At 54.3% G+C, this 18,819-nt stretch carries 12 protein-coding genes; all 12 read left to right on the forward strand.

The window, feature by feature from the left end:
* Positions 1 to 129: 129 nt before the first annotated feature.
* The 12 genes from L0U82_RS40000 (at position 130) to L0U82_RS25015 (ending at position 18,817) form a co-directional block, all read left to right on the forward strand.
* Entirely contained in the window at positions 130 to 414 is a 285-nt protein-coding gene (locus L0U82_RS40000; protein WP_442793660.1) for a UDP-N-acetylglucosamine 2-epimerase, read from the forward strand.
* Positions 408 to 1,679, forward strand: a complete 1,272-nt coding sequence (gene wecC / locus L0U82_RS24965; protein ID WP_233835405.1) for a UDP-N-acetyl-D-mannosamine dehydrogenase — start codon at positions 408 to 410, stop codon at positions 1,677 to 1,679. Before L0U82_RS40000 ends, wecC begins: the two co-directional genes overlap by 7 nt.
* The gene (locus tag L0U82_RS24970) at positions 1,676 to 3,457 is read left to right on the forward strand and encodes a hypothetical protein (protein WP_233835406.1); all 1,782 of its coding nucleotides are present in this window, start codon (positions 1,676 to 1,678) and stop codon (positions 3,455 to 3,457) included. The genes wecC and L0U82_RS24970 overlap by 4 nt, the downstream gene beginning before the upstream one ends.
* Before the next feature lie 110 nt (positions 3,458 to 3,567).
* Positions 3,568 to 5,313, forward strand: a complete 1,746-nt coding sequence (locus L0U82_RS24975) for a BNR repeat-containing protein (protein WP_233835407.1) — start codon at positions 3,568 to 3,570, stop codon at positions 5,311 to 5,313.
* A gap of 116 nt (positions 5,314 to 5,429) precedes the next feature.
* Positions 5,430 to 10,721, forward strand: coding sequence for a glycoside hydrolase family 99-like domain-containing protein (locus L0U82_RS24980; protein WP_233835408.1), 5,292 nt, complete (start codon positions 5,430 to 5,432; stop codon positions 10,719 to 10,721).
* 323 nt (positions 10,722 to 11,044) lie between these two features.
* The gene (locus L0U82_RS24985) at positions 11,045 to 12,451 is read left to right on the forward strand and encodes a BNR repeat-containing protein (protein ID WP_233835409.1); all 1,407 of its coding nucleotides are present in this window, start codon (positions 11,045 to 11,047) and stop codon (positions 12,449 to 12,451) included.
* A gap of 158 nt (positions 12,452 to 12,609) precedes the next feature.
* Positions 12,610 to 13,779, forward strand: a complete 1,170-nt coding sequence (locus L0U82_RS24990) for a nucleotide sugar dehydrogenase (protein WP_233835410.1) — start codon at positions 12,610 to 12,612, stop codon at positions 13,777 to 13,779.
* Positions 13,776 to 14,888, forward strand: a complete 1,113-nt coding sequence (locus L0U82_RS24995; RefSeq protein WP_233835411.1) for a glycosyltransferase — start codon at positions 13,776 to 13,778, stop codon at positions 14,886 to 14,888. Before L0U82_RS24990 ends, L0U82_RS24995 begins: the two co-directional genes overlap by 4 nt.
* Positions 14,885 to 15,436: a hypothetical protein gene (locus tag L0U82_RS25000; RefSeq protein ID WP_233835413.1), complete on the forward strand. Its 552-nt coding sequence runs from the start codon at positions 14,885 to 14,887 to the stop codon at positions 15,434 to 15,436. The genes L0U82_RS24995 and L0U82_RS25000 overlap by 4 nt, the downstream gene beginning before the upstream one ends.
* A 5-nt stretch (positions 15,437 to 15,441) precedes the next feature.
* On the forward strand, positions 15,442 to 16,416 hold the full coding sequence (locus L0U82_RS25005) for a polysaccharide deacetylase (RefSeq protein WP_233835414.1): 975 nt from the start codon (positions 15,442 to 15,444) through the stop codon (positions 16,414 to 16,416).
* Entirely contained in the window at positions 16,413 to 17,726 is a 1,314-nt protein-coding gene (locus tag L0U82_RS25010) for a glycosyltransferase family 4 protein (RefSeq protein ID WP_233835415.1), read from the forward strand. Before L0U82_RS25005 ends, L0U82_RS25010 begins: the two co-directional genes overlap by 4 nt.
* A 5-nt stretch (positions 17,727 to 17,731) precedes the next feature.
* Positions 17,732 to 18,817 carry a CgeB family protein gene (locus L0U82_RS25015; RefSeq protein WP_233835416.1) on the forward strand — a complete coding sequence of 362 codons (1,086 nt, stop codon included), beginning with the start codon at positions 17,732 to 17,734 and terminating at the stop codon, positions 18,815 to 18,817.
* Positions 18,818 to 18,819: the final 2 nt, after the last annotated feature.

The raw sequence follows: 18,819 nt of genomic DNA on the forward strand, positions 1-18,819 counted from the left end.
GGCGCCCTTGGTTCGCGCCTTCAAAAGCAAATCCAAGATTGAGGCGCAGGCTTACGTGACAGTGCAGCGCGAGGTTGGCCTGTACACACGAGATCATTTCGCTCGCTGGCTTAAAGAAGGCCGCTGCTGGTGAAGCGGGCCATACTGTTGATTACGGATTCAGGCGGGAATATAGGAAGAAGGTGCTGCCCTTGCAGGCCGGTGCTCTCGGCGCGTGAAAGGACTGAACGATCGGAAGCCGTTGCCGCGGGTACGGTTCGGCTTGTTGGTACAGATCAGGCAACGATCATTTGCGAAGCGGCTTGGCTTCGCAATGGTCCGTCAGTCCGCACAGAGACGTCCCGGGCCGCAAACCCTTATGGAGACGGGACTGCTACCCTAAGAATCCGCGATATTCTGGTGAATGCATGTTGAATAAAATTTCGATAGTTGGTCTTGGCTATATAGGCTTGCCCACTGCGACGCTGTTTGCTTCACGCAAGCGGCGAGTAATTGGTGTTGATGTGTCGTCTCGTGTTGTCGATACGATCAACCGCGGAGAAATCCACATTGTCGAACCGGAGTTGGACATTCTTGTCCAGGCAGCCGTTGGTGCTGGCTATTTGCGAGCAACGACTCGTGCGGAACCCGCCGATGCCTTTGTCATTGCAGTGCCGACACCACTGACGGATGAGCGGAAGCCGGATTTGAGTTATATCGACTCTGCGATTATGTCGATAGCCCCAGTGCTTGCTAAGGGCAACCTGGTCGTTCTCGAATCTACTTCGCCCGTTGGTACCACGGAACTGTTAGCGAAGCGACTGGCTGAGGTCCGACCAGACTTGAGCTTCCCTCAGCAGGCAGGTGACGCATCCGATATCCGGATTGCTTATTGTCCAGAGCGTGTTCTTCCCGGACGCATTGTTCATGAGTTGGTTGCCAACGATCGCGTAATTGGCGGCATGACGCCTAGGTGCTCTGAGGCCGCAGTTGCGCTCTATCGCTTGTTCGTTCAGGGGAATTGTATAGTCACGCAGGTGCGCACCGCCGAGATGTGCAAGCTTGCCGAAAACAGTTTTCGTGATGTTAACATCGCTTTCGCTAACGAACTTTCGATGATTTGCGACAAGCAAGGTATCAACGTGTGGGAATTGATTGGTCTAGCTAATCGACATCCACGCGTCGATATTCTGGAGCCGGGTTGCGGCGTTGGTGGGCACTGCCTCGCTGTCGATCCGTGGTTTATAGTAGATCGCGCACCTGAAGAAGCAAAGTTGATCCGAACTGCGCGTAACGTCAATGACGCGAAGCCAAATTGGATAGTCCAACAGGTCGATCAAGCTATAGCCGAGGTCTCCGGATCAGGAGTGCCCGTTGACGAAATTTGTATCGCGTGTTTGGGCATTACATACAAGGCCGATATTGACGACCTGCGTGAAAGTCCTGCACTTCAAATAGCGCAAACTCTAGCGTTGCGTCGTCAAGGCAAAGTCTTGATAGTTGAACCTAACTTTCAAACTTTGCCTGAGGAAATCGACGGTGCCGCACAAATGACGCAGATGACATTAGACGAAGCAGTTGCTCAAGCGCACATACTTGTGCTTCTTGTCGGACATGCGGAATTCCGAGACGTTAAGCCCGAGCTCAATAGCAGGCAGGTACTCATCGACACACGTGGTGTCTGGAAAGGCGCGAAATGATTCTAGATCTAGAAAATCAGCCAGATATGGCATCTCGTCTCAAGGAAATGAGCGAGGAAAACGAACTGCTGATCAATCAGCTGCTTCAAGTGCAGGACGAGCTCGAACGCTACCATATAGAGAGTCAACGACCTATTGAAAGCGGGCAGCCGGCAATTTCATCGGATAACGTCAGTCTCAACAAGGGTTGGGTGGACGATGAACTATGTGGCGTTCTCGCAGAGAATCAACGTTTACGTGCGTTGGTAGCAGTTCAACGGCGCAATCGTCAGATTGAGATGGAAAGCGCGCTGAATGTGAAGCTTGGGAATGTGTTGATTGATGGAACGGATTCACCTAAAGCGTTACTGCTCATCCCGAGCAAGCTCGGCCGGATATGGCGCAGCTATAGTCGGCAGACCCCGCCGCCAGCGCTTGGCGGTAAGAAGTTTGACAAAGTCATCGCGTCGTATGGTGAAGGCGGATTCGACGCGATAGAAAAGTTGATGGAGCCAACTTCGATTTCGCCCACCATGCGAGCCAACGCGTACACCGCGCTGGCTAGGCATATGATGAAAAGCGATCGCACCAACGCGTCCGAAGCGGCGCGGCGCGCGTACGCAGTAGATCCTAAGCCGTACCGGCTGAAATGGCTCGCCTTTCGCTTGCACGAGGCTGGTGAGGTGATCGAGGCGGAAGCGATGTTGGAAATTCTGCCGGTGGGAACGCAGTTCAGTGAGTCTGAGGCTCGTCAGGCGAGCCAAGTGCGCTATGAATCGAAGCAGGCACGACAACGGGAAGCGAAGCAGGAAGCGCAATTGTCGGGATGGCGTGCGGGGATTGAAAAGCAATTGAACCATTTAGCGCAGCAACGGGATGAGCAATCGCGGTTAGCCTCTGAATATGGCACGGAGATCGCCGTCCTAAGTCAGACTAGGGCACAACTGGAAGGGCGAAATTTGGCACTGACGGAACAGCTTCACGAAGCGGAAAAGCGGCTCTCGGAGTGCGTCCGTGAGATCGAAGCGCTGAAGGAGGGACGTACGCAGACGGAGAAGGAAAAAATTGCGATTGTGCAGCAATATGAAGAGCTTACGATGCTCGTTGTTGATCGTAACCGTGATGTCGAAGCGCTAACGCAAGCGAAAGTTGAATTGGAACGGGAAAAGCTGTCGCAGTTAGGCCAATACGACGACACGATCAAACTGCTAGCCGATCGCACCCATGAGATCGAAACGCTAAAACAGAACTCGATGCAGCTTGAGCAAGACATGCGCGCGCTAGCAGAGCAGCACGGGGAAGCGATGAGACGGATATCTCATTACACAGATGAGGTCGAAACACTGACGCAAGCCCGGGCTTTATTCGAGCAGCAAAACCTGGCACTCGAGGAACAGCGCGATGATGTCGCGAAGCGGCTTGCCGAGTGCACCCGTGATGTCGACTCCTTAAAGCAGGCGGAAGCGCAACTTAAACAGGAAAAGCAGGCGCTGAATGAGAGACACGACGAAGTCGTCGCGCAAATGTCCGATAGCGTTCGCGAGATCGACGCTCTGAGACAGGCTAAGAATACAGCAGAGCAAGAGAGGCTTACGTTGGCGGAGAAGTTTGGTGCCTCCACTAAACTGTCCGCAGTCTATCTTGAACAAATAAGCGCGTTGAAACAGCAAATCGAAACGGCTCAAATTCGGGATACGGAGTTGGGAACTCGTCAGAAAGTTATGCAAGAGGAAATGATGCGGGCTGAAGCTCAACTCGACCTGATTAAGGACCTCCTCCTGCGAGAGTTCGAGCGATGAATAGAAAGCCATCTAACCTCCTTCGCGGTGTTGCTTTTGAAAGCCTGAATCGGTCCGTCGGTTTAGGGGGGGGCGATACAGGGAAACTCGTCGTCCCTGAGGACGAAACATTGCTTGAGCGCACCATTACGCAATGGCAATTTGGCGATTGGCATAGCCTCGTGCGGCTCCAACGCTCTAGTCTGCAGGATCACTCGGAGCGTGCCACGCTGTCCCTGTTTGCAGCCGCGGGTAGACTGCAAGTCGGCATGGTCCACGAAGCTAAAGAATTTATTCAATGTGCACGAGATTGGGGGGCGAACGACAAGCTCATTTGTCGGATACTGGCCTCGAATGTTCACAACAGTTTGGCTCGTGCTGCCGCAATTACGGGCGACATCCCTCGAGCACTTGAGCATTTCGAGTCCGCCGTTGAGTTGGCTGCTCCTCCCGCGTGTACGCCGCTTCTGCTAAGGGCGCGTCTCAATCACCAACTCAGCGAACTAGGCTTGAACCCAACCCATTTCGAAAATGTATTGAGCGTCGCGTCTTCGGTTCGAGCTCATCGTTCAGCTCGGGGTTTCAGTGTTGCAAAATTGGCGGATATTCATCTTGGTGATGCTTGGGCAGGCAACACGATTAATACCGTTATCTTTCGTCACCACGGTATTCTTACTTGCCAAGGCAAACAAATCACTGCTTTTTATGTAGATAAGCATACTCTGCGACTTGCGCGGCGTGAGCTGGATACCAATGTCGTCCAAACATATGACATGATGGGTGAGTACAACCTTGTTGACGCCCATAACAGCATTAGTCTTGGCATTGATCGCGAAAACTATATACATATCTGTTACGACCATCATGCCACGCAACTCCGTTATCGGCGGAGCGCCTTACCGGATGACATTACGAAGTGGACTGATGAACTACCCATGACCGGTAACGCAGAACAGAGGGTGACGTATCCGACGTTCATTTTACCGCACCATGGGTTTCCACTTACTTTGCTTTATCGCGATGGCGTGCACGACAAGGGGGTCGCACGTATCAAAACGTACGACGAAGCTCTCGAAGGTTGGAAGGATCATCCGCGGCCGACGCTCAGTGGCAGCGAATCAAGGCCTTGGACGAGTAACGCGTACTGGAATCATCCGGTAACTGATAAAAAAGGCGATCTTCACCTTAGTTTCGTCTGGCGTACTCATACGCTGGGAGCAGGTGCGGACGGTCTCATCAATAACATCAACATCGGATACGCTTGCTCGCCGGACAATGGAAGCAATTGGGTAACCTCTAGGGGGAGGGAGTACCAACTTCCGATTACTCAAGTGAATGCTGAAACTGTACATGCCGTTTCACCGGGAAGCAATCTCATCAATCAATGCAGCATGGCGGTTGATAGCGCTAATCGACCACATATTGTGTTTTACTCCGATGATCCAAACGGAGTGCCACAATATCAGCACCTTCGTTACGACGGCCAACAGTGGCATCATCAAATTGTGTCGAGGCGTGCGGAGTCGTTTTCCTTGCGAGGCGCCGGGACGCTGCAGATTCCAATAAGCAGGCCGGAGATCGTAGTCGATCGGCAGGATAACGTTTACATAATCAGCCGCGGGGACCACAGTGATGGAAGAATGGTTGCGACCCTGCTTGCCGCACCTGACTATAGATACCGCTCTCACAATACCCAGATCCTCTGGGACGAGGACGTCGGCTTCGCTGAGCCAGTAATCGACCGAGTAAGGTGGGAGCAGGAAAATATACTTAGCCTGCTGTTGCAACATAATCAGCAACCCAATTCCGACATTGGCCATCGGGCAGTAATTGCGCCGATCAGGGTGGTGGACATTCAGTTCCTTTTGAAATATTAAGATTAATGCAGAATACATCGAACACGCCAATTGCGCTTGGCAACGCATCTATGCGTGCGGGAAGTTACGAGGACGCTATTCGTAGCTACGCCAGCGTGTTAGTCAAGAGTCCGCGGTTGGCCAGAATCATCTCGGCAAACCTTGTTTTGGCAAAAAAAAAATATGTAAAGAGTCGTCGGGGTTTAGATCGAAAGCGTGTGGGTGTTTGTTGCTGGGAACTCGCTCACAATCCTGCAGGCCGTGCGTACACTCTGGCAACGCTGTACCAGACATTTGCTGACGTAGAAATAATCGGCAGTTTTTTCCCTAAATTTGGAAAGGAAATTTGGGAGCCAATTAGGGGGACGTCAATTTCCAAGCACGGCTTCGTAGTGAGTGATGAGTCACGCTTTGTCGAGCAAGCGATCGAGCTCGTTGCAGCGCATCCTTACGATATCGTTCATCTCTCTAAGCCACGCGCTCCAAATATTTTATTCGGTATTCTGTACAAGCTATTATGGGGCGCAAAAGTCATCGTCGATATCGATGACGAGGAACTTGCGATCGTTGATGCAGATTCGCCAATCAGTATTAGCGAATTTCTACAGAAAAATCAACGTCTGCCAGATCTCCACGATCTTCCAGGCAAGAGCTGGACGCGCATCGCCGTGGGCATGGCTGACGCCTTTGACGGAATTACCGTTTCAAACCCGGCGCTCCGCCGACGTTATGGTGGCGAAATCATCCGTCATGCACGTGATGAGAAGGCTTTCGTTCCATCTACCGGACTAAAGGAAAGGAACCGCGCACGTTACGACCTGCCACGAGACGACAAGATTGTGCTCTTCTTCGGTACCCCGCGAGCACACAAGGGATTGATTGAGGTCGCTGAAACGATCGCTGCGCTCGAGCGCAGTGACGTGCTTTTCGTTGTCGTTGGTGATTTTTCCGATATGGAGCTCAAGAAGAAGTTGCAGCAGGTTCGTGGTTGCCGAACCGTCTTCTTGCCCAATCAGCCGTTTAGGGATGCGCCTCAGGTCGTTTCGATCGCAGATGTCTGCGTCTTGCTCCAAGATGGAGGTGCTGTCTCGAACTTCCAGGTGCCGGCCAAATTGTCGGATGCTTTGGGAATGCGCGTGCCGGTGCTGGCGAACTTTTCGCCAGCAATCGAGGACCTTATTGCCTGTGGAGCAGTCGAAGAAGCATCGTCTAGTGCACTGAAGCAACAGCTTGAGGCTCTGCTTTCTTCCACAGTTCAAGACGAGCAGAAGGCTGCAAAGCGCAACTCCGCATTCTTGGATTTGCTGTCAGTGAAGGCATGTGCCCAGAACTTGAAAGACTGGCTGGACAAGCTACCGACGGGTCATCGAGAACTGGAAACACGCATCTACGATAGTTTTGTATTTTCTGCAGTCACTTCGAAGGCCAATTATGTTGGCGCTACGCGTGCGGTCGGGCAGACGGAACACGCTTTGTTGGAAGAGTACCGCTCGGGCCAACGATTCAAGCCGTTATTTAGGCTGGGAGCCGATGCATTTATGCTGCGCGGTCTACGGCCAACTGCTCCGATCGCCGTGGTGGTAAATGCCATAAACGAGGAATCGTGGGAGAAGGCACTGCGCCTCTTGGTTCAACTGGGACAGCGTCATGACTTGTTCATCCTCGGCTCTGTGGACGTGGAACATACGCGGTTTCATGAGTCGACAGTCTCCGTCACTAACGTTGGTGCGGCTGATAGCGAGGGTAACGCTCAGAATTTCCTCCGAGTGGCGAGTTCTCATGTCTTCGACGAATACCAAGCGGTCTTGTGGCTAACCCCGGGATTGGCGCACGGTAAAACGCTCCAGACGACGATCGGCTTTGCAGCGGCGTTCTTGGAAGATCCGGCGTGGGGTATCTGTGCGAGTACCGTCGATCCTTTGACGGATGACGGCGCTCAACCAGGGCTCACCAACGGAGTAAAAGTTGCACTGTCCCGACTCGGCGTGAATTGGCCGTCTGCGGGTGTGCAATTGCCGATAGGCGGTGAAGTATGGATCAAGCCGCTCTTGATGCGAGCGCTGGCTTCGACGCTTTGGGCGAACGAGTTGACGGGCAAAAGTAACAGCAACGGATTCCCGGGCCGGCCCACCGTACTGGGTTTGATGTCAGCTATGGCGGAACTCGGAGGCTTTTCTGTCCGCAATAAACCCATTGAGCCGCCCCTCGAACCAGCGGATGCGCGGCGTCGAGTAGTGAAGACAATTGCCTTTTATTTGCCTCAATTCCATCCGATACCAGAGAACGACTTGTGGTGGGGGAAAGGTTTTACGGAATGGAGTAACGTTACACGTGCTCGCCAGTTGTTCCGAGGCCACTATCAGCCTCGCGTGCCGAGTGAACTGGGATACTACGATTTGCGGCTCGAAGATACGCAGATTGCCCAAGCTCATTTGGCGAGCGAGTTTGGAATCCATGGTTTCTGTTACTACTATTATTGGTTCGATGGGAAGAAACTGCTCAATCAACCGATAGAGCAAATGGCCCGCTCGACGAAGATTGATACAGGCTTCTGTGTTTGCTGGGCCAACGAGAACTGGTCACGGAACTGGGATGGTCAGAACCGCCACATTCTGATGGAGCAAACATATACCCTTGAAAGCAACATCGCCTTGATTCGGGAATTAATTCCCATGATGAAGGATCCGCGCTGGATTCGTCATGCTGGCAAGCCAGTGATGATGGTGTATCGCATTTCGATCATCCCAAATTGGCTGGAAACGGCGGCTGCCTGGCGCGAAGAATGCCGCAGAGCCGGTGTCGGCGAGATTCACCTGTGCGCGGTGCGATTTGGCCTCGAAACGTTGCAGGGATCCCCACAGGAGCACGCGCTGGACAGCTACGTGTTGTTTCCACCACATGAAGCCGAAAGGGTCGACCTACGTGACAAGGTACATGATCTCAACAAGAACTTCGGTGGTCAGATTTTCGACTATACGTCGGTGATTGACGCGGATCTCGAAAGGTTCAAGGACGGTTACGAATCCCGAATCCATCGCGGTGCGATGCTTGGGTGGGACAATACCGCTCGCCGTCTGACCGATGCAAGGGTGTTCCATGGCGCCACACCATATGGCTTCCGTCGCTGGATGAACGGGATTCTCGAACAGGAGCAGCGTTTCAACGACGGTGACGAGTCTCTCGTTTTCGTGAACGCATGGAACGAGTGGGCAGAGGGCACTTATCTTGAGCCGGATCAGCGCTGGGGGCGTGCATATCTAAAAGCATTCGCATCGGCAGTAGGATCCACTCCCGGAGTAACAGCCGCGATTCTGCCTGAGGGCGTAGCGTCGCAACCTCGCGTATTGACTGCAGTCGCGCAACCGGAAGTATTATTCGATGACAAGATAGTTTCCGCGAGTGTCGACTGGCACAGTGGAGAGAAAGAATCGAATCCGGCTTGGCCGACGATCATGATCTGTGCCCACGTTTCCGGGCATCAATTGTTCGGCGGTGAGCGAAGCCTGCTGGACGTCCTGAGTGCCTTGACTGAAATGAATGTCAACGTCGTGACGACGTTGCCTTCCGGGCGAAACGCGGCCTATATCCGCGAGGTTTGTGCGCGTAGCCTCGGAGTCTATGCGTTTCCCTATACTCAATGGAAGAACAATCGAGGCGTTGATACTTGGCTGGTTGCCACCTTTTCCGACATCATTGCCCGACATGCGGTTGACGTGGTGCATGCCAATACGATCGTTTTGATGGAGCCTCTGGAGGCGGCTGCACGAATGCGTCGCGTTCGAGTGGTTCACGCTCGTGAGTTGATCTCTCTGGACGATAACCTGCGGCAACAGATTGGGCTTGACGTCGGTGAGATTATCAGTCGGGTCTTTGAGCGCTCAGATTGGGTAATCGGAAACAGCGTCGCCACCTGTCAGTTGTTCTCTCGCCCGGAGAAGACGCTCTACGTCCCAAACGCAGTAACGATTGAGGATTTCGACTTAGGAAACAAATTTGGCAACACAATCAAGTTCGGCATTGTCAGTTCCAACCTCCCCAAAAAAGGCGTGACGGATTTTGTTGAGGTGGCGCGGCGTGTTGCGGATCGGGCGCCAAGGGCGCGCTTCGTCATTGTTGGACCAGTAACCAAACAGGTAACGCAGTGGCAGGAGGAGGTGGCTTCGGGCCGGCGTCCGAATAACCTGATCATTGCTGGATATGCCGAGCATCCCCGTAAAGCGATGTCGGAATTAAACGTGTTGCTTAACCTTTCACATTTTGCCGAAAGCTTCGGACGAACAGTCGCGGAGGGAATGGCGGCACGCCGACCGATTATCGCCTATGACTGGGGCGCGCTCACTGAGTTGATTCAGCACGGCGAAACTGGCTTTCTCGTTCCCTATAGGAACGTCGAAGCTGTCGCGGATGCTGTTGTGCAGATCTGTGAAGATGACACACTGATTTCTCGGATGGGCGAGGCAGGGCGCGAATACGTCAGTCGGAAATTTACGCAGGACACGCTGCGCAGCGGGCTCTCGGATGCGTATGGCAAGATTCTTCACGGCTCTAATCTGCTACCAAGCGAAAATGCGCCTGCGCCAACCGCCGCTCAAGTCATTGGCTATGCGCCTCGGACTAGTATCATCGTCCCGGTTTATAACGCAGCGTCGGCCGTGCGCGATTGTCTGGAATCTGTGCTAAAGCACACTGATTTGAAGCGCGATCGTCTGATTGTGATTGATGACGGTAGTACCGATCCGTCCATCGCGCCGTTGCTGGCGGAATTTAAAGACATCCTAGGGGTGACCATTCAAAAAAACGATTCAAACTTGGGCTACACCAAGACGATTAATCGAGGAATACGTTTGGCGGAAAACGACGATGTGGTCCTTTTGAATTCCGACACTGTCGTGACTCCGCGCTGGCTTGAAGGGCTCCGTGCCGCAGCATATGCTCGCGCTAAGGTGGCCACGGTTACCGCCATGAGTGACAACGCCGGAGCATTTTCCTTTCCGACGTTCAATGAATACTGCCCACGCCCGTCTTATCTGAGCCACGAGGAATATGCCTTGCGCGTTACGCGAGAGACGTGGAACTGTAACGCGCCAGAAGTCCCGACAGGATCTGGGTTCTGCATGTATATCCGCCGCCTGATGATGGAAGAATGCGGGCTCTTTGACGAGGAGGGCTTTCCGCGCGGCTACGGAGAGGAGAATGACTTTTGCATGCGAGCCGTCAAAGCCGGTTGGCGAAATGTCATTTCGCCATGGTCGTTCGTCTACCACATCCGAACAGCAAGCTTCAAGGGTGAGAAGGCGGCGCTAGTTAGCGCTGGGGTTGACGTCGTGACCCGACGGTATCCGGACTATTCGGGGCTTGTGAAGGCTGCATTTGCAGGAGCGGACATGAAGTGCCTACGCGAGGCAGCGGCACGGGCGCTAAACGATTGAGGGAGTGAGCAATCAAGAGTCGGGAACCGTCCCGCTCTTGACTCAGTCTGTATTCCGATTAGTCGCTTGCGTCGTGAGTTCGTCTTATGCAGATGCTAGTGGCTAGCCGAATCTTGCATTTTCGATGCGCGATAAGCCCACCGAGGGATTACCGTACCATCCGGAAGAAAAAGTTGTGCATGCCAGACCTATCGATTGTCGACGGAGTCATGTTGCCACCTTCGGACCGCGTCTCTGTATGCAATCAGTGTATGCGCAGAGCTGCACTAGAAATTACGAACTTTGTAAGCTCTTAAGAATCCATCGATTTCTGTTGAGAGGCAATGGCATTGAAAATTCGAACTCACCTTTTTAGCTATCTTGCCCTCCTCGGTGCTTTCATATCTCCTCACGCGAGCGCCAGGGTGACCGACATAGGTCTAAAATGCAATGATATTCCTAAGGCATTGACAGTCGACCATGTTTGGGGCGGAACTCGAGTAGCGTTTGATGCATTGGAAAACAAGGGCTTTATCTATATCGCGTACTACGACGCTGACCGCTGGCTGTCGGTGGCGCAAGTTGATAAGTGCTCTGGAACGGAGAAGAAGATACGAATTCCATCGCGCTTTGAGGGCTGGGATGCGCACAACTCAATTACTCTAGCTTTCGATAATTTAAATCGCCTGCATGTTTCTGGAAATATGCATGTGTCCCCCTTGGTGTATGCGCGCATGGATACGTCAGATCAACTGTCCGGTCTTGATCGGGTGCGCTCTATGGTGGGACAGGATGAGACGCAAGCCACCTATCCCTATTTTTTCCGCTTTGGCGACGGATCCCTTGGATTTGCATACAGATCGGGGCACAGCGGCGACGGTGTAGAGCTCATCAATCGTCTGGTTGGATCGGGCTGGGTTCGCTGGACGAGTACGCCAGTGTTTGCACCGGCATCGGAAAAGAATCATGTAAATGCATACCATACTGAGTTTCTGCTAGGGCCGGATGGGTTCTTTCATGTTGCATGGGTTTGGCGAGAAGATTACGCGGTCGAAACGAATTTCAACGTAAATTACGCAAAGAGTAAAGATTTGAGGACGTGGGAGAATAGTTCTGGAAAAATACTTCCGCTTCCGATTACGCCTAAATCTGCCGAGGTGGTCGATTTTATTCCTGAGCGAAGTGGGCTGCTCAATAATATTCGGCTAGGCTTTGACGGGGCAGGTCGTCCTGTCATTTCTTATTTGAAATTTGATGCGTCGGGCGCGACCCAGCTATTTCATGCGCGTCGGGATGAAGCCGGATGGAAGTCAGTTGCCGCCACTCGTTGGACTTATCGTTGGGATCCAAGAGGCGGTGGGACGATTGTCGGTGAAATCGGCTTCTCGGGAGTGAGGCAGCACGACGGCCAGTTGATTGAACAGGTCCATCAACCTGAAATCAATTCGAAGACTTTCGTATATGATACCGACTCGCTAAAGCTGATGGAAGTACGTGATCCGGTTCACGATGACGTTACATCAACTATCGCACACCGCCAGGGGCCTGCCGGAATGGTGCTGAGCCTACGAAACGTCCGAACTGGCGGCACGGCCGCCGGTCCCAGTGATAGCCATGTGATTTCATGGTTCAGTCGCCCAGCCGATAACAGGGATAAATCCCGAAAGTGCACGACAGCAGCGGAACCATGCAACTACGTATCGGAGCTTATTCTGAGTACCATTCGAAGTTCATCCGAAAGTCGAAACTAGAAAGGTACGCAAATATTTTGAACGGGACGTAAGCCGTCGTATAGAGTCGTTACGTGTAGTGTATACGTTCCGTTTTCCTGGGAATAGAGCTGTCGATAAGAGCGGGCGCGATTGCGATACCGCAATTCGAATTCCGTTATCTGTTTTGAGGCATTTGCATGAAAATCGCCATTGCGGGTACTGGCTACGTTGGCCTATCCAATGCTTTACTACTGTCTCAGCACAATGAGGTTGTCGCCGTCGACATAGTCGCTGAAAAAGTCGCAATGCTCAACCGCAAACAATCCCCGATCGAAGACGCCGAGATCGAGGAATTCCTTACGCACAAGCGGCTCAACTTCCGCGCCACGCTCGACAAGTTCGAAGCCTACGCGAACGCCGACTACGTGATCATCGCCACACCGACCGACTACGACCCGGAAACGAACTATTTCAATACCCGTTCGATCGAAAGCGTTATTCGCGACGTGAAGGAAATTAATCCGCAAGCGGTAATGGTCATCAAGTCAACCATCCCGGTGGGCTACACGGAGCGCACGCGCGAAACGTTAGTCACGCAAAACCTCATCTTTTCGCCAGAATTCCTGCGTGAAGGTAAGGCGCTGTACGATAACCTGTACCCGTCACGTATCGTTGTCGGCGAGCGCTCGGAGCGCGCTGAAGTCTTTGCCGAACTGCTGACACAAGGCGCCGTCAAGCGGGACATCCCAACGCTCTTCACCGGCAGCACCGAGGCCGAGGCGATCAAACTTTTCGCGAATACATATCTCGCGATGCGGGTCGCGTATTTCAATGAACTCGATACGTATGCTGCGCAGCACGGCCTCGATACTCATCAGATCATCGAAGGCGTATGCCTCGACCCCCGCATCGGCGCGCACTACAACAATCCAAGCTTCGGCTACGGCGGCTATTGCCTGCCGAAGGACACAAAGCAGTTGCTCGCAAATTACCGCGATGTACCGCAAAATCTGATTCACGCGATCGTCGAGTCGAACGGAACGCGCAAGGATTTCATTGCAGACAGCGTGCTTGCAAGCAAGCCTAAAACCGTCGGTATTTACCGGCTGGTTATGAAGGCTGGCTCCGACAATTTCCGCGCGTCGAGCATTCAGGGTGTCATGAAACGCATCAAGGCAAAGGGCGTGGAAGTGATCGTCTATGAACCCGCGATGCACGAGACGATTTTTTTCAATTCGGCGGTCGTAAGCGATCTAGCTGAATTCAAACGCTGCGCGGACGTGATCGTCGCTAATCGCATGACGGCCGATCTGGAGGACGTTGTGCAGAAGGTATACACGCGGGATTTATTCGGCGGCGACGCATGAGTGATCCGAAGCGATCTCGCGACGATTCGTCCGATTCGCAGCTTCCTCGCATCGTGTTCTTCAACGTGAATGGCTCAGGCATGGGCCATCTGAACCGCTGCATTGCGTACGCACGTCGATTGCGCGGGCGCGCTCGGCCGGTGTTCTTTTCATTGGCGTCCGCGATCGAACTCATTGAGGAAATGGGTTTCGAGGCGGACTATTTCGTTTCGCCATACTGGTCAACGAGTTCTACTTTCGCCTGGAACAGCGAATTGGCTGTGCGCTTTGGCATGTTGCTTGAACGCGTACGGCCCGATGTGATCGTCTTCGACGGCACGTGGCCTTTTCAGGGTTTTCTCGCTGCGTGCAAAGAATACGGATCGCCCGCGCTCGTGTGGTCCAATCGTGGATTGCTGAAAGAAGGCGGCAAGACTGTAACGGTAGATGAGACGTTGTTCGATCTCGTCATTCAACCGGGGGAGCTTGGCGCACGCGAAAGCGAAACTATGCTTGACGGAGGAGGAACGCGTGCAGTCGTTCCGCCAGTCTGTGTGCTGGAATATGATGAGTTGCTCGATCGCGCTGCAGCGCGAGAAGCACTAGGTCTCCCGCAGGAGGAGCGCATTGTTCTATTCGCGCTCGGTCCGGGCAATCTGAAGGACGTTGCCGGAATCGGGCATGGTCTGATTCGTGTTTTTGAAGCGGCTGGCTTCAGGATTGTATGGGCGCGTGCGCCTATTTCGGTTCGTGACGTGGAATTGCCGCAGAGCGTAACGCCGCTCACGGTTTATCCATTGGCGCGCTACTTACGCGCTTTTGACGTTTTTGTCGGTGCTGCCGGTTATAACACCTGCTGCGAACTGGTCCAGGCGAATGTTCCGGCACTATTGGTACCGAATACGCAATTGGCTGACGACCAGGTTCGTCGGGCGAATATGGTGGCCGAGGCAATCCCCGCAGTCGTTTGTGCATGCGAAACGGAAGAAGAGCGCCAAACTGCGGTTGCGCAATTGCTCGAGATGATGGGCGCGACATCTGAAAGGCGGGTGGATATCCCCATGAACGGCGCATCGCTAGCGGCAGAGAAAATCCTCGCTTTAGCGGAGCTGAAGGGGGCACAGCGATGAACGTAATCGCTGAAACGAAAATGTTGCGTCGGCGGTTGAAGGCTGTTGCTCGCAGACCTGAATGGAGTTTGTTGCAACGCTACGATTTGTTAGGGAAAAAGCCGCCAGCTTCCACGAAAGAGCGCGTATGGCGCTGCGTGCGGCATCTGCTGGCGTCGGTGAAACTAATTTCACCTCACGTCACGCAATATCCTTGGCTTACCACCCTCAAGCATAGGCCGAGTTCGGCCGAAGTACAGACTGTAATGATCTGGGCTGTGGGAACGGATCTCCATCAGGTACGTCGTGCTTGCGAGGGTTTTTCGAACAAGCTACAAGACAGGGAAGACGTAGCGCCCGTTCTTGTCACGGACATCGCCGACTTCGCCTTTTACTCCCGCCTTGGCTGGCTCGTCGAATATGTGCCGTCCTTAAGCGGAGAAGGCCCATCATTGCATGAAAGAAAGCAGGCGTATCTCGCATGGCGTTATCGCGATGCATGCATCGTGCCGTTGAGCGCTGGATTGGCCAGCGATCCGGAGTGGCATGCATTGTTGAAATTGGATTGAGAACAATGGACAGAAATCGCTACGCGATGTTGACGGTCGATACGGAGGCGCTTCCCAAGCGCGCGCCGCACGATCACGTCAAGCGGCTCATGTGGGGTGTGCACGACCGTGGTACGGCGGGGATTCGTGAGATGGCCGAGATCGGCGATGAGTTCGGCGTCAAGCACGTCTACTTCGTCGATCAATGCGGCCCCTGGTCGTATCTCGACGAAACGCGCGAGGTCGTACGCTGGCTCGACTCGGTTGGGCAGGACGTGCAACTGCACACGCATCCGGAGTATTTGCCCGATTCGTTCTGGGCCGAGCACGGGCTAGATCGTCGGCCGCAATACATGAACCAATATACCGACGATGCGCGCGCCGAATTCGTCATCAAGTATTTTGGCAATCTGATTTCCGAACAGACTGGCAAGCCGGTGCTCGCGCATCGCGCAGGTTCATTCCGGTGGAATGCGTGCACGATACGTGCGCTGGAGGCAGCGGGCATACCGTTGTCGTTCAATAACTCGATGTGCGCTGTTCATGCGACTCAGTGCTTATTCAGCGAGCCCACGAATCATCCGTTTGCCTGGTCCAATGGTGTCATCGAAGTACCGATGACGGAAAAGAAGATTTTGCCAAAGGTGGCGGCCAAGCAGGAGTGGTGGGCGCGCCTCACGTATCCGGAATCACCGTATTTCCGGTTTCGTCCGTGGTGGGGGAAATTGCTTCTCGATGCATTCAGCGGCAGCCCGACGTTCTCGATTTTCCTGCTGCATTCGTGGTCGCTGCTCTACTGGGACGAAAAAGGCTACGCGACGTATCGCGATGACCAGCGCGTCGAGGGCTACCGCAAACTGGTTGCGCGCCTGACGAAAGACTACGACGTAATTACGACCGCCGAGTTTCTCGATCTGCATGCACGCGGTCGCATCAAAACGGCGAAGACGGTCGATCTCGCTCATGCAGAGCCCAAGCTGCAAGGGAAAGCGCGGGCATGAACGGCGTACTCGATTCTCTGCAAACGCTCGTGACCGAGCCGTATCTCGGTTTGAGCCGATGGCTCACCGTGCGAGCGCTGGAGCACAAACTCAAGCGCCCCACCCGTACACAGGCATTCCAGGTTGCTTCGCCAAACCTGCTGTACGTGGCCGCAAGCGCGTTGCCGTATCACACGAGCGGTTACACCACGCGTACGCACGAGATCATCCGCGCAATGCGATCGGCTGGCGGCAGCGTGCATGCGTTGACGCGGCCGGGCTATCCGTTTGATCGTATCGACCGTTTGCGCGATGCCGAGGGCGACGAAACACAGGTCGGAGAAGTGCGCTATCGGCACGCGGCCGGACCGGCCAACAATCGTCCGGTGCTGTTTTATGCGTTGCAAGCCGCACGCGTGATTGCGCAGTGGGCGAAACACCATCGAGTGTCGGTGATTCACGCGGCGTCGAATCACGTCAATGCGTTGCCTGCACTATTGGCGGCGCGGCAACTGGGCATCCCATTCCAATACGAAATGCGTGGCTTGTGGGAACTCACGCGTATTTCGCGTCTGCCTCATTTCGAGGGGCGTCAGGGCTTCAGGCAAGGCCTGGAACTGGAAGGCCTGGTCGCACGGCACGCTGATCGTGTTTTCGTGATTTCAGAGCAACTGGGCCGCTTCGCGCGCGAGCGTTGGGGCATTGCCGAAGAACGCATGTTTCTGCTGCCCAATTGCGTGGAGCCCGAGCGGTTTGCAATGATTACGCCACGCGAAATCGAACCGAACACGATAGGCTATGCGGGTTCGTTGATGGGCTACGAAGGCCTCGATACGCTGATCGACGCAGTAGCGCAACTACGTGCACGCGGCACGCAACCGAACGTGATGATCATCGGGCACGGCGAAGCGCATGCTGCACTCGAAGCACAGGTGCAGCGCCTTGGTCTGTCGGAGCAGATCCGCTTTTTGGGCCGCATGTCGCCGCAACAGGCGCATGAGACCTTGAGCCGTTGCGCACTCGTATGCATCCCACGCAAGCCGTTCAAGGTTTGCGAGATCGTGCCGCCTATCAAACTCGTCGAAGCGATGGCGATGGGCAAGCCGGTCATCGTGCCCGACCTGCCGGTGTTTCGCGACGAAATGGGCACACGCCCCGCAGGCTGGTTCTTCAAAGCAGCCGACTCGGAGGATCTCGCGCGCGTAATCGAAACGGCATTGGCCGATCGCACGGCGCTCGCCGCGCTCGGCGAGCGAGCAAAAGAATACGCGACCACGCAACGCAGCTGGAGCGATTTTGTCATCGAGGCACTACCCAAAAGTGCGAGGTGAGGGGAATGGTTGGCAGGGTCATTAGAAGACTGGGTTCACTGGTCTACGACTATCCGAAAGTTTCGGAAGATGTCGAAAGTGCCGGACGCTTTGGCCGGCTGAAGATTGCGCTCGTCACGGATTACTTCACGGCGGACTGTCTGTCCGCCGAATGCCGTGTGCGCGTGATGACGCCCTCGAACTATCGCGACATCATCAGCCACTGGAAGCCGGATCTGGTGCTCGCCGAATCGGCTTTTCACGGCGTGGATGGAAGCTGGCGCTATGAATTGGCGAAGCAGCCAAAGATGCTGCGCCTTACGAAGCCGAAAGCGATTTTTCGTCTGGTCGACTTTGCGCGCAAGGCCGGGATTCCCACGGTGTTCTGGAACAAGGATGACGGTCCGTTTTTCGAAGCGTTCATCGATGTAGCGAAGGCGTTCGATTACGTCTTCACGACAGACGAGGAATGCGTCGAGCGCTATCGCCAGCAAGTGCCCGCGCACGTGCCCGTGAACACGCTGATCATGCCGTTTCAACCGGCTTTTCACAGCTTCACGGGTTTCAATTTCACGCGCAACGAAGTGTGTTTTACGGGCAGCTATTACCGCCGCATTCTGAATGAGCGGCGCCGTTTTCTCGACATGGTGTTCGAGATTTGCGAACACAACCAGATGCCGCTCAACGTGTTCGATCGGAACCACGATCGCCTGTCGCGCCATCTCGAGTTCCGCTTTCCGAAGACGAGTCAGATGCGCCTGCACGGCAAGGTGCCGCACCATGAAACAGCGAACGTCTACAAGTCGCACACAGTTTCCCTCAACGTGAATTCGGTCACGAGTTCGGAAACGATGTTTTCTCGCCGTCTGCTCGAGATTCTTGCGTGCGGGGGCATTGCGGTGACGAATCCGAGCCGGGCGGTGGATCGCCATTTCCGCGACTTCTGCCACGTCGTGAATACTTACGAAGAGACGCGTGATCTATTCGCGCGGCTGCGTCACGGACCTTCGCGGGAAGATCTGGATCGTGCCGAAGCCGGTGCGAAATATGTGCGAGAGCACCACACCTGGGGGCAGAGGTTGGAGCAAATCGGTGCGGTCGTGAACCTGTGAGG

Origin of the sequence: Paraburkholderia sp. ZP32-5, assembly GCF_021390495.1 — a bacterium.
Taxonomy (GTDB): Bacteria; Pseudomonadota; Gammaproteobacteria; order Burkholderiales; family Burkholderiaceae; genus Paraburkholderia.